Origin of the sequence: Pseudomonas sp. W17 (assembly GCF_040268305.1) — a bacterium.
In the GTDB taxonomy this organism is placed as follows: domain Bacteria; phylum Pseudomonadota; class Gammaproteobacteria; order Pseudomonadales; family Pseudomonadaceae; genus Aquipseudomonas; species Aquipseudomonas protegens.
In genome coordinates this window covers 5422009-5434144 of sequence record NZ_CP158490.1, presented here as the reverse complement: position 1 = coordinate 5434144, position 12136 = coordinate 5422009, and the positions used below count along the sequence as shown (strand labels likewise).

The window sequence follows — 12136 nt, the reverse complement described above, 5'->3', positions numbered from 1 at the left end:
TATGGAACGCATCGATCATCCATTGCCCTGGAATCACCTGGGTAGCGAGCGGCATATCTCGGTGTTCCGTTTCGGCAGCGGCGAGCGCAAGGCCTATATCCAGGCCAGCCTGCATGCTGACGAGTTGCCGGGCATGCGTACTGCCTGGGAGCTGAAGAAGCGCCTCGGCGAACTGGAAGCCCAGGGGGCTCTCAACGGCGTCATCGAACTGGTGCCGGTGGCCAACCCGCTGGGCCTGGGCCAGTTGCTGCAAGGCAACCACCAGGGGCGTTTCGAGGCCGGCAGCGGCAAGAACTTCAACCGTGATTTCGTCGAGTTGAGCGAGCCGGTCGGCCAGCGCCTGCAAGGGCGCCTGGGGGATGATCCGCACGCCAATGTGCGCTTGATTCGCCAGGCCATGGCCGAGGTGCTGGCTGAGCTACCGCCGGCGTCCAGCCAGTTGCAGGGCATGCAGCGGGTGCTCCTGAGCCATGCCTGCAGCGCTGATGTGGTGCTGGACCTGCATTGCGATGCCGAGGCGGCGCTGCACATGTATGCATTGCCGCAGCATTGGCCGCAGTGGCGCTCCCTGGCCGCGCACCTGGATGTGAAGGTCGGTCTGCTGGCGGAAGATTCCGGTGGCAGCTCGTTCGACGAAGCCTGCTCGTTGCCCTGGTTGCGCCTGTCGCGGCAGTTCCCTGAAGCGCAGATCCCCTTGGCTTGCCTGGCAACCACCCTCGAGCTGGGCGGCCAGGCCGACACCGGGCGGCCTCAGGCCCAAGCGCACGCCGAAGGCATCCTGGCGTTTCTTGCCGAGCAGGGGTTGATTGCCGGTGACTGGCCGGCCCCCGGGCGCGAAGCCTGCGAGGCCATGCCTTTCGAAGGCACCCAACTGCTGTATGCGCCGCACCCCGGCGTGGTGAGCTTTCTGCGTCCGGCCGGTAGCTGGGTGGAGGCGGGCGAGCCGGTTTTTGAAGTGATTGATCCCCTATCCGATCGGGTCAGCACGGTGTGTGCTGGCACCAGCGGCGTGCTGTTCGCCGTTGAGCGGCTGCGTTATGCCCAACCCGGTTTCTGGCTGGCCAAGGTGGCGGGGCGCGAAGCGCTGCGTCACGGGCGCTTGCTCAACGACTGACTGTTTTTGTGAGAACCGACCGCATGTACAAACTTGAAGTCCAAGACCTGCATAAGCGCTATGGCAGTCACGAAGTGCTCAAGGGCGTGTCCCTGAAGGCCGCAGCTGGCGATGTAATCAGCATCATCGGCTCCAGTGGCTCGGGCAAGAGTACATTCCTGCGCTGCATCAACCTGCTGGAGCAGCCCCATGCGGGCAAGATCCTGCTGAACAACGAAGAGCTGAAGCTGGTAGCCAACAAGGACGGCGCCTTGAAGGCCGCCGATCCCAAGCAGCTGCAGCGCATGCGCTCGCGCCTGTCGATGGTGTTCCAGCATTTCAACCTGTGGTCGCACATGACCGCGATTGAAAACATCATGGAAGCGCCGGTGCATGTGCTGGGTGTGTCCAAGGCCGAGGCTCGCGAGAAGGCCGAGCACTACCTGGCCAAGGTCGGTGTGGCGCACCGCAAGGATGCCTATCCGGGGCACATGTCCGGTGGCGAGCAGCAACGGGTGGCGATTGCCCGGGCCCTGGCGATGGAGCCGGAAGTCATGCTGTTCGACGAGCCGACCTCGGCCCTGGACCCGGAACTGGTGGGCGACGTCCTGAAGGTCATGCAGGCCCTGGCCCAGGAAGGCCGGACCATGGTAGTGGTGACCCACGAAATGGGCTTTGCCCGTGAGGTGTCCAACCAGCTGGTGTTCCTGCACAAGGGGGTGGTGGAAGAGAGCGGCAACCCGCGTGAAGTGCTGGTGAACCCGCAATCAGAACGTTTGCAACAATTCCTCTCGGGCAGTCTCAAGTAATAGCTGCCGTTGTGCACCAAATTAGGTCATGCTGCGCACCGCGCGCCAGATGGTCTAACTTGGTGCTGCCGCCCTTGGCTTCTCACCTTGTTTTCGTTTCGGATTGCCCGCCATGACTGCCCATCGAATTGGTTTCCTGATTTGGCCCAGCACTAAAGCCTTGACGCTGGCGCTGGCTGAGGAGGCCTTGCGTGTTGCCCAGCGGGTGCACCCGGAAGTGGTCTATGAGCTGGCTTTCCTGCAGGCCGAAGCCCCGGTCGAAGGCGCCTGGCAACTGCCGGGCGAGCCTTGGGCGGGCAAGCTGGAAGGTTGTCAGAAGCTGTTCCTGCTGGCGGACGAGCCGCCGGCGCCGATGAGTTCCGGCTTGAGCAGTGCCCTCAAGCAGCTGGTGCGTGCCGGCTGTGTGATTGGTGGGTTGTCAGCCGGGGTTTACCCCTTGGCACAACTGGGTTTGCTCGATGGTTATCGGGCAGCGGTGCACTGGCGCTGGCAGGATGATTTCGCCGAGCGTTTTCCCAAGGTCATCGCCACCAGCCATCTGTTCGACTGGGACCGTGATCGCCTGACCGCGTGCGGTGGCATGTCGGTGCTGGACCTGCTGCTGGCGGTGCTGGCCCGGGATCATGGCGCCGAGCTGGCCGGTGCGGTGTCCGAGGAGCTGGTGGTGGAGCGCATTCGTGAAGGTGGCGAGCGCCAGCGTATCCCGCTGCAAAATCGCCTGGGCTCCAGCCATCCGAAGCTGACCCAGGCAGTGCTGCTGATGGAGGCCAATATCGAGGAGCCGCTGACCACCGACGAGATTGCCCAGCACGTCTGTGTTTCCCGTCGTCAGTTGGAGCGGATCTTCAAGCAGTACCTGAACCGCGTGCCCAGCCAGTATTACCTGGAGCTGCGCCTGAACAAGGCCCGGCAGATGCTGATGCAGACCAGCAAGTCGATCATTCAGATCGGCCTGTCCTGTGGTTTCTCTTCCGGCCCGCACTTCTCCAGCGCTTACCGCAACTTCTTTGGCGCCACCCCGCGTGAAGATCGCAATCAGCGGCGCAGCAGCAGCCCGTTCGAACTCTCCTCCGTGCCTTCCGAGCGTGGCTGACCCCGTATTGTAGGAGCCGGCTTGCCGGCGAATCCCACAGGCAACCCGCTCGCCCGCAAAATCCCGTTCGACGTCCTCTTGTCGTAACGTCGATAACCTTTTCGAGATTTGGGGCTGCCCGCCACATAACTACCTGGGTAATTACCTTGGGCAAATTGCTCGGCAAATCTGCCGCTGAGGCTGTGCGCAGTTTAAACTGCGCCTTTGCGACGCTATTTGTCGCATTGCCATAAACCCGCTTAAAACCTGGGTTGGCGCTATAAGAAGTTGTCGCTTGGCGACAAGGCCGGGCACAAAACTGTCCTTACAATCCCTCCATCGCTCGCCAGTTTCAGGCGGGTGTTCCTCTTCAGGAGACTCCGATGTCCGTTGAGCAAGCTCCGGTGCAACGCGCCGATTTCGACCAGGTGATGGTTCCCAACTACGCACCTGCGGCCTTCATTCCTGTGCGTGGCGCGGGGTCCCGAGTATGGGATCAGTCGGGTCGGGAACTGATCGACTTCGCCGGCGGCATCGCGGTCAACGTACTGGGCCACGCCCATCCGGCCCTGGTAGGCGCACTGACCGAGCAAGCGGGCAAGCTGTGGCATGTGTCCAACGTCTTCACCAACGAGCCGGCCCTGCGCCTGGCCCACAAGCTGATCGACGCCACCTTCGCCGAGCGCGTGTTCTTCTGCAACTCCGGCGCAGAAGCCAACGAGGCCGCCTTCAAGCTGGCCCGTCGCGTGGCTCACGATCGTTTCGGCGCCGAGAAGTACGAAATCATCGCCGCCCTGAACAGCTTCCACGGCCGTACCCTGTTCACCGTGAACGTGGGTGGCCAGTCCAAGTACTCCGATGGCTTCGGTCCGAAGATCACCGGCATCACCCATGTGCCGTACAACGATCTGGCCGCCCTGAAAGCCGCGGTTTCCGACAAGACCTGCGCCGTGGTGCTGGAGCCGATCCAGGGCGAGGGCGGCGTGCTGCCGGCCGAGCTGGCCTACCTGCAAGGCGCCCGCGAGCTGTGCGACCAGCACAACGCGCTGCTGGTGTTCGACGAAGTGCAGACCGGCATGGGCCGCAGCGGCGAGCTGTTCGCCTATCAGCATTACGGCGTGACCCCGGACATCCTCACCAGCGCCAAGAGCCTGGGCGGCGGTTTCCCGATCGCGGCGATGCTGACCACCGAAGCGCTGGCCAAGCACCTGGTAGTCGGCACCCACGGCACCACCTACGGCGGCAATCCGCTGGCGTGTGCGGTGGCCGAGGCGGTGATCGACGTGATCAACACCCCACAGGTGCTCAATGGTGTGAAAGCCAAGCACGACCGCTTCAAGACCCGTCTGTTGCAGATCGGCGAGAAGTACGGCCTGTTCACTGAAGTCCGCGGCCTGGGCCTGTTGCTCGGCTGCGTGCTCAGCGAGGCCTGGAAGGGCAAGGCCAAGGACGTGTTCAACGCGGCCGAGAAAGAAGGCCTGATGATCCTGCAAGCCGGCCCTGACGTGGTGCGCTTCGCGCCGAGCCTGGTGGTCGAGGATGCCGATATCGACCAGGGCCTGGACCGCTTCGAGCGCGCCGTGGCGAAATTGACTCAAGCCTGATCCTGGGCGGCGGTGCTTCTCGGCGCCGGCCTTTGCGGCCGGCGTCGAGCCTAATTCCTGTGCCGGGCTATCCCGGCATTTTTTTCCCTGAGTCGGACGGTTTCCGACCTGTTTTAGAGTAAGGAGTGACACCATGCTGGTGATGCGCCCCGCGCAAATGGCTGATCTGGGCGAGGTACAGCGTCTGGCTGCAGACAGCCCGATTGGTGTCACCTCCTTGCCGGATGATGTGGATCGCCTGAGCGACAAGATCGCCGCAAGCGAGGCTTCGTTCGCCGCTGAAGTGAGCTTCAACGGTGAAGAGAGCTACTTTTTCGTCCTGGAAGACACCGACAGCGGCAAGCTGGTGGGCTGCTCGGCGATTGTCGCCTCGGCCGGCTACTCCGAGCCGTTCTACAGCTTTCGCAACGAAACCTTCGTCCATGCTTCCCGCGAGCTGAAGATCCACAACAAGATCCACGTCCTGTCCCAGTGCCACGACCTCACCGGCAACAGCCTGCTGACCAGTTTCTACGTGGTACCGGAGCTGGTGGGCTCGGCCTGGTCGGAGCTCAACTCCCGCGGCCGCCTGTTGTTCGTCGCCAGCCACCCGGAGCGCTTCGCCGATTCGGTGGTGACCGAGATCGTCGGCTACAGCGATGAGCATGGCGACTCGCCGTTCTGGGATGCCATCGGGCGCAACTTCTTCGACCTCAACTACGCCGAGGCCGAGCGCCTGTGCGGCCTGAAAAGCCGGACCTTCCTCGCCGAGCTGATGCCCCATTACCCGATCTACGTGCCGCTGCTGCCGGATGCGGCCCAGGAAGCCATGGGCCAGGTGCACCCGCGGGCACAGATCACCTTCGACATCCTGATGCGCGAAGGTTTTGAAACCGATCACTACATCGACATCTTCGACGGTGGCCCGACCTTGCATGCGCGGGTCTCGGGTATCCGCTCGATTGCCCAGAGCCGCGTGGTGCCGGTGAAGATCGGTGAAGCAGCCAAGGGCGGCGGCCGCCAGTACCTGGTCTCCAACGGCCAGTTGCAGGATTACCGCGCCGTGTTGCTGGAGCTGGATTACGCCCCGGGCAAACCGGTGACCCTGGACCTGCAAGCCGCCGAAGCCCTGGGCGTCGGCGAAGGCGCCAGCGTGCGCCTGGTGGCGGTTTAACGCCTGCTTTCACTACCTGGAAAGCAAGCCTAGAAGCAGCGAGTTTCGCGCAGGCCGCCAGCGGCCTGCGTCTGAGGAGATAGCATGATCGTTCGTCCCGTACGCAGCAGCGATTTACCCGCGCTGATCGACCTGGCCCGCAGCACCGGCACTGGCCTCACCACCTTGCCGGCCAACGAAGAGCGCCTGACCCACCGGGTCGGCTGGGCGGAAAAGACCTTTCGCGGTGAAGCCGAGCGCGGCGATGCGGACTACCTGTTCGTGCTGGAAGACGACAACGGCCGGGTGGTGGGCATTTCCGCCATCGCCGGCGCCGTCGGCCTGCGCGAGCCCTGGTACAACTTCCGGGTCGGCCTGACGGTCAGCGCCTCCCAGGAGCTGAACATCTATCGCGAGATCCCCACGCTGTTCCTGGCCAATGACCTGACCGGCAACTCCGAGCTGTGCTCGCTGTTCCTCCATGCCGACTACCGCACCGGCCTCAACGGCCGCATGCTGGCCAAGGCGCGGATGCTGTTCATCGCCGAGTTCCCGCAGCTGTTCGGCAACAAGATCATTGCCGAGATGAGGGGCATGTCCGACGAGAATGGCCGCTCGCCGTTCTGGGAAAGCCTGGGCCGGCACTTCTTCAAGATGGAGTTCAGCCAGGCCGACTACCTGACCGGCGTCGGCAACAAGGCCTTCATCGCCGAGCTGATGCCCAAGTTCCCGCTCTATACCTGTTTCCTGTCCGAAGATGCGCGCAACGTTATCGCCAAGGTCCACACCGACACCGAGCCGGCGCTGGCCATGCTCAAGAGCGAAGGCTTCAGCTACCAGGGCTATGTCGACATCTTCGACGCCGGCCCGGCGGTGGAGTGCGAGACCAGCAAGATCCGCGCGGTGCGTGACAGCCAGGCGCTGGTGCTGGCCATCGGCACCCCGGGCGACGACGCCACGCCGTTCCTGATCCACAACCGCAAGCGCGAGGACTGCCGCATCACCGCGGCACCGGCGCGCTTTGCCGCCGGCACCCTGGTGGTCGATCCCCTCACCGCCAAGCGCCTGCAACTCAACGCCGGCGACCAGGTCCGCGCGGTTCCGCTGTCTGCTTCTCGGGAGTCGAAATAATGAGCACGCTGTACATTGCCGGCCAATGGCTGGCCGGTCAGGGCGAGGCCTTCACCTCGGTCAATCCGGTGACCCAGGCGGTCATCTGGTCGGGTAACGGTGCCACTGCCGCACAAGTGGACAGCGCCGTGCAGGCTGCCCGCCAGGCGTTTCCGGCCTGGGCCAAGCGTTCCCTGGAAGAGCGCATCAGCGTGCTCGAAGCCTTTGCCGCCAGCCTGAAGAGCCATGCCGACGAACTGGCCCGCTGCATTGGCGAGGAAACCGGCAAGCCGCTGTGGGAAGCTGCCACCGAAGTCACCAGCATGGTCAACAAGATCGCCATCTCGGTGCAGAGCTACCGCGAACGTACCGGCGAGAAGAGCGGCCCGCTGGGCGACGCCACCGCCGTGCTGCGGCACAAGCCCCACGGTGTGGTGGCGGTGTTCGGCCCCTACAACTTCCCTGGCCACCTGCCTAACGGGCACATCGTTCCCGCTTTGCTGGCCGGTAACAGCGTGCTGTTCAAACCCAGCGAGCTGACGCCGAAAGTCGCCGAGCTGACGGTGCAGTGCTGGATCGAAGCCGGCCTACCGGCCGGTGTGCTGAACCTGCTGCAAGGCGCTCGGGAAACCGGCATTGCCCTGGCGGCCAATCCGGGTATCGATGGGTTGTTCTTCACCGGTTCCAGCCGTACCGGCAATCACCTGCACCAGCAGTTCGCCGGGCGCCCGGACAAGATCCTGGCCCTGGAAATGGGCGGCAACAATCCTCTGGTGGTGGAGCAGGTCGCCGACCTGGACGCTGCGGTGTACACCATCATCCAGTCGGCCTTTATCTCGGCTGGCCAGCGTTGCACCTGCGCGCGACGCTTGCTGGTGCCGCAAGGCGCCTGGGGTGACACGTTGCTGGCGCGCCTGGTGGCGGTCAGCGCAACCATCGAGGTCGGCGCGTTTGACCAGCAGCCTGCGCCGTTCATGGGCTCGGTGATCTCCCTGGGCGCCGCCCGCGCACTAATGGATGCGCAGCAGCAGCTGTTGGCCAACGGCGCCGTAGCCTTGCTGGAAATGACCCAGCCCCAGGCTCAGGCTGCCTTGCTGACCCCGGGCATCCTGGATGTCACGGCGGTGGCTGAGCGTCCTGATGAAGAGCTGTTCGGACCTTTGCTGCAAGTGATCCGCTACGCTGATTTCGATGACGCGATCGCCGAGGCCAACAACACTCAGTACGGCCTGGCGGCCGGTCTGTTGTCGGACTCCGCCGAGCGCTACCAGCAGTTCTGGCTGGAAAGTCGAGCAGGTATCGTCAACTGGAACAAGCAGTTGACCGGCGCCGCCAGCAGCGCGCCATTCGGTGGCGTGGGGGCCTCGGGCAACCATCGGGCCAGTGCCTATTACGCGGCGGACTACTGCGCGTACCCGGTGGCCTCCCTGGAGACCCCGAGCCTGGTGCTGCCGAGCGCGTTGACGCCGGGTGTGCGCCTGTCCTGATTGGCGTGGCCTTTTCGCCGGCAAGCCGGCTTCTGCAGATCTGTGCAGGAGCCGACTTGCCGGCGAACGAGCGCACCGCGTTCGCCATATGTAGATATCGATTGCCTATAACAAACAGATTCGTGGAGCCTCGCTGATGAAATCCTATGAAGTCAATTTTGACGGGCTAGTGGGGCCGACCCATAACTACGGCGGCCTGTCCTACGGCAACGTTGCCTCCCAGAGCAACAGCCAGCAGGACTCCAATCCCAGGGAAGCGGCGCTGCAAGGCCTGGCGAAAATGAAAGCGCTGATGGAAATGGGCTTTCAGCAAGGCGTGCTCGCCCCGCAAGAGCGCCCGGACGTGGCCGCCCTGCGCAACCTGGGTTTTGCCGGAACAGACGCCCAAGTCATCCAGCAGGCCGCCAAGCAGGCGATGCCATTGCTGGTCGCCAGTTGCTCGGCATCGAGCATGTGGGTGGCCAACGCCGCCACGGTCAGCCCCAGTGCCGACACCGCCGATGGCCGTGTGCACTTCACTGCCGCCAACCTCAACTGCAAATACCACCGCAGCATCGAGCACCCCACCACCAGCCGCGTGCTGGGGGCCATGTTCGCCGACCAGAAGCATTTCGCCCATCACGCGGCCCTGCCGGCGGTAGCGCAGTTCGGCGACGAAGGCGCCGCCAACCACACGCGCTTCTGCCGTGACTATGGCCAGGCCGGCGTGGAGTTCTTCGTCTTCGGTCGCAGTGCTTTCGATACTCGCTACCCGGCACCGCAGAAGTACCCGGCGCGCCAGACCCTGGAAGCTTCCCAGGCCGTCGCCAGGTTGCATGGCCTGAGCGAGGAGGGGGTGGTCTATGCTCAGCAGAACCCTTCGGTGATCGACCAGGGCGTGTTCCACAACGACGTGATCGCGGTGGGCAATGGCGAGGTGTTGTTCTATCACGAGGACGCCTTCCTCGAGACCGATAAGATGCTCGCCGAGTTGCAGGGCAAGCTGGGCAAGCGCGGCGGCAACTTCCAGTCGATCTGCGTGCCGCGTTCGCAGGTGACGGTGGAAGATGCCGTGCGCTCCTACCTGTTCAACAGCCAGTTGCTGTCACGCGCCGACGGCTCGATGCTGCTGATCGTGCCCGAGGAATGCCGGGGCAACGAGCGGGTCTGGCAGTACCTGCAAAGCCTCACCAGCTCTGGCGGGCTGATTCGTGAAGTGAAGGTCTTCGACCTCAAGCAGAGCATGCAGAACGGCGGTGGCCCGGCGTGCCTGCGCTTGCGCGTAGCGCTCAAGGAAACCGAGCTGGCGGCGGTCAATCCTGGGGTTATCATGACCGCGCCGTTGTACGACACCCTGACCCAATGGGTCGGCAAGCACTATCGCGACCGCCTGAGCGAAAGCGACCTGGCGGACCCGCAACTGCTGCTTGAGTGCCGGACGGCACTGGATGAACTGACGCAAATCCTTAAACTGGGCGCGGTTTATCCCTTCCAGATCAATTGAAAGCCAGCGCCCGGCGATCCCGGGCGCAGAGCTTTACCCCAGATGAGAACCGACCCATGAGCGATACCCTGCAGCTGATCCTTGAAGACACCGACGGCACTCAGCTGGCAACGTCCTGCACCCGCTTCGCCGTGCTGTGGCAGGGCAAGGAAGTGTGGATCCAGCAGGACGGCCGCGGCCAGCTGCTGATCGGCGTGGATGTGGAAGAAGGCGATGCGGAATACGCCAGCCTGCTGCTGCGCCCACTGGCGACCAACCTGGTCAGCCTGCAACTGGAAATGGAGCCGGCCGACGCTGGTGACGATGATCACGTGCACGGCCCTGACTGCGGCCACGCTCACTAAGGAAGTCCGCTCTATGCTCGCCCTCGGCAAACTGCTTGAACTGACCCTCGCCGGCCGTGAACCGGCGGAGAAGACTCAACTGACTGTCGACGGCGTGCGCATGCGCTGGCTGAGCGAGGGGGCGCTGGAAGTGCGGCCGCCCGAGGCTCGCGATAACGGCCTGGACCTGCTGCTGTCAGCGGGAATCCATGGCAACGAGACGGCTCCCATCGAGCTGCTCGACCGCTTGTTGCATGACATCGCCCGGGGCGATCTGAAGCCCCGCGCACGTATCCTGTTCCTGTTCGGCAACCCCGAGGCCATGCGCCGCGGCGAGCGTTTTGTCGAACAGGACGTCAACCGGCTGTTCAATGGCCGGCATGAGTCGAGCAGTGGTTTCGAAGCCCTGCGCGCTTGTGAACTGGAGCGACTGGCGGCGAGCTTCTTCAGCCAGCCCGATCGCCAGCGCCTGCACTACGACCTGCACACGGCAATCCGCGGCTCGAAGATCGAGCAGTTTGCCCTGTACCCATGGAAGGACGGGCGTCAGCATTCACGCCGTGAGCTAGCCCGCCTGCGGGCTGCCGGTATGGAAGCGGTGCTGTTGCAGAACAAGCCTTCCATCGTCTTCAGTGCCTACACCTACGATCAGCTGGGGGCCGAGTCCTTCACCCTGGAGTTGGGCAAGGCACGGCCATTCGGGCAGAACCAGGGGGTCAATGTCGAACGCCTGGAAACCCGGCTCAAGCAGATCATCGACGGTAGCGAACCACCTGCGGAGCAGGACAGCCTCGACGGGTTGCAGTTGTTCAGCGTGGCTCGGGAAGTCATCAAGCACAGCGACAGCTTCCACCTGCATCTGCCGGCAGACATCGAGAACTTTTCCGAACTGGAAGTGGGTTACCTGCTGGCCGAGGATATCGCCCAGACCCGCTGGGTCGTCGAGGAGACGGGGGCACGGATCATTTTCCCCAATCCCAAGGTGAAGAACGGCTTGCGCGCAGGGATTCTGATTGTGCCGGCCACGGCCGACGGCCTGGCCTGAGGTTCGCCGGCAAGCCGGGCCCCCGCAGGAGCCGGCTTGCCGGCGATACCGCTAACGCTTAAACCGCTACCGCACGCTGCTCGTTACGGCGCAGGGCGCGGACCTTCTGCAGGGTGTCGGCACAAGTTCTCGCCGCTTCCTGGCCTTTGTGCACGAAGTGCTCGAAGAAGAACTTCTGATGCTCTTCACCCGCATGGAAATGATGCGGGGTCAGCACCACCGAGAAGACCGGCACTTCGGTTTCCAGCTGCACTTGCATCAGGCCGCTGATGACCGACTGGGCGACGAACTCGTGACGGTAGATGCCACCGTCCACCACCAGGCCGGCAGCAACGATCCCGGTATAACGACCGGATTTGGCCAGCAGTTTGGCGTGCAGCGGGATTTCGAAGGCGCCGCCGACTTCGAAGAAGTCGATATCGGATTCCTGATAGCCCTGGGCGAGCATTTCAGTGACGAAGCCCTGACGGCTCTGATCGACGATTTCCTTGTGCCAGCAGGCCTGGATAAAGGCAACGCGCTCGTTGGGGTGGTGTTTGCTTTTGCTATCGATTGCAGTGGGTTGCATCTGTTCTGACTCCTGTTTGTGTGAAAAACAGGGCATATATGAATCGAATGGGATTTAAGGGTGCGCGCAGAACGGTCGTGGATTTCCCACGAACTGCCCGGCAACGGCCCTTTGGCGCCAATCCCGTTCTCTCTTCATCCGGACTATGACCGTCGGCCCCGGAATCACACCGGGTCTGCTGACCTTGTCGTCACCTGTGGCCAAGCCACCGGTCTCGCCAAGCGCTCGCGGGCTATGCGCATTGCACGCAATTACCGCCGGTGGGGAATTGCACCCCGCCCTGAGAACGTTTGCCCGCAATTTTTCGCGGGCGGTGAGTTTTTAACACAGATCCTCTCGAGACGCATCGCACCTTTTGGATAATTCTCATCGGATTTTTCAACGCCAGACTCAGGCTTTTCTACAGTTGT

At 63.3% G+C, this 12136-nt stretch carries 11 protein-coding genes and 1 riboswitch; of the genes, 10 read left to right on the top strand and 1 reads right to left on the bottom strand.

Going from position 1 to position 12136, the window contains the following annotated elements; all coding sequences use genetic code 11:
• Position 1: 1 nt before the first annotated feature.
• The 10 genes from ABCR88_RS24810 to astE all read left to right on the top strand — a co-directional run bounded on the left by ABCR88_RS24810 (position 2) and on the right by astE (position 11158).
• Positions 2–1114 (top strand): succinylglutamate desuccinylase/aspartoacylase family protein, encoded by a 1113-nt coding sequence (locus ABCR88_RS24810; RefSeq protein ID WP_041119542.1) that lies wholly within the window; start codon positions 2–4, stop codon positions 1112–1114.
• A 23-nt stretch (positions 1115–1137) separates the two neighbouring features.
• A complete protein-coding gene (locus ABCR88_RS24805; RefSeq protein WP_011062773.1) occupies positions 1138–1902 on the top strand; it encodes an ATP-binding cassette domain-containing protein in 765 nt (254 codons plus the stop codon).
• Positions 1903–2014: 112 nt separating this feature from the next.
• Positions 2015–2995, top strand: coding sequence for a transcriptional regulator ArgR (gene argR / locus ABCR88_RS24800; RefSeq protein ID WP_350403646.1), 981 nt, complete (start codon positions 2015–2017; stop codon positions 2993–2995).
• 362 nt (positions 2996–3357) lie between these two features.
• The gene (locus ABCR88_RS24795) at positions 3358–4578 is read left to right on the top strand and encodes an aspartate aminotransferase family protein (protein WP_011062771.1); all 1221 of its coding nucleotides are present in this window, start codon (positions 3358–3360) and stop codon (positions 4576–4578) included.
• A 133-nt stretch (positions 4579–4711) separates the two neighbouring features.
• The gene (aruF, locus tag ABCR88_RS24790; protein WP_011062770.1) at positions 4712–5731 is read left to right on the top strand and encodes an arginine/ornithine succinyltransferase subunit alpha; all 1020 of its coding nucleotides are present in this window, start codon (positions 4712–4714) and stop codon (positions 5729–5731) included.
• Positions 5732–5815: 84 nt separating this feature from the next.
• Positions 5816–6841 (top strand): arginine N-succinyltransferase, encoded by a 1026-nt coding sequence (gene astA / locus ABCR88_RS24785; protein WP_015636679.1) that lies wholly within the window; start codon positions 5816–5818, stop codon positions 6839–6841.
• Positions 6838–8307 carry a succinylglutamate-semialdehyde dehydrogenase gene (gene astD / locus ABCR88_RS24780; RefSeq protein WP_350024148.1) on the top strand — a complete coding sequence of 490 codons (1470 nt, stop codon included), beginning with the start codon at positions 6838–6840 and terminating at the stop codon, positions 8305–8307. Before astA ends, astD begins: the two co-directional genes overlap by 4 nt.
• A 136-nt stretch (positions 8308–8443) precedes the next feature.
• Positions 8444–9790: an N-succinylarginine dihydrolase gene (gene astB / locus ABCR88_RS24775; RefSeq protein WP_350403645.1), complete on the top strand. Its 1347-nt coding sequence runs from the start codon at positions 8444–8446 to the stop codon at positions 9788–9790.
• A 56-nt stretch (positions 9791–9846) separates the two neighbouring features.
• Positions 9847–10134, top strand: a complete 288-nt coding sequence (locus ABCR88_RS24770) for a topoisomerase II (RefSeq protein ID WP_350023103.1) — start codon at positions 9847–9849, stop codon at positions 10132–10134.
• 13 nt (positions 10135–10147) lie between these two features.
• Positions 10148–11158: a succinylglutamate desuccinylase gene (gene astE, locus ABCR88_RS24765; RefSeq protein ID WP_350023102.1), complete on the top strand. Its 1011-nt coding sequence runs from the start codon at positions 10148–10150 to the stop codon at positions 11156–11158.
• 58 nt (positions 11159–11216) lie between these two features.
• Here the strand turns inward: astE and ABCR88_RS24760 are convergent, their stop codons facing one another.
• Entirely contained in the window at positions 11217–11726 is a 510-nt protein-coding gene (locus tag ABCR88_RS24760; protein ID WP_011062764.1) for a 6,7-dimethyl-8-ribityllumazine synthase, read from the bottom strand.
• A gap of 121 nt (positions 11727–11847) precedes the next feature.
• Positions 11848–12018, bottom strand: a riboswitch (FMN riboswitch).
• Positions 12019–12136 lie beyond the last annotated feature (118 nt).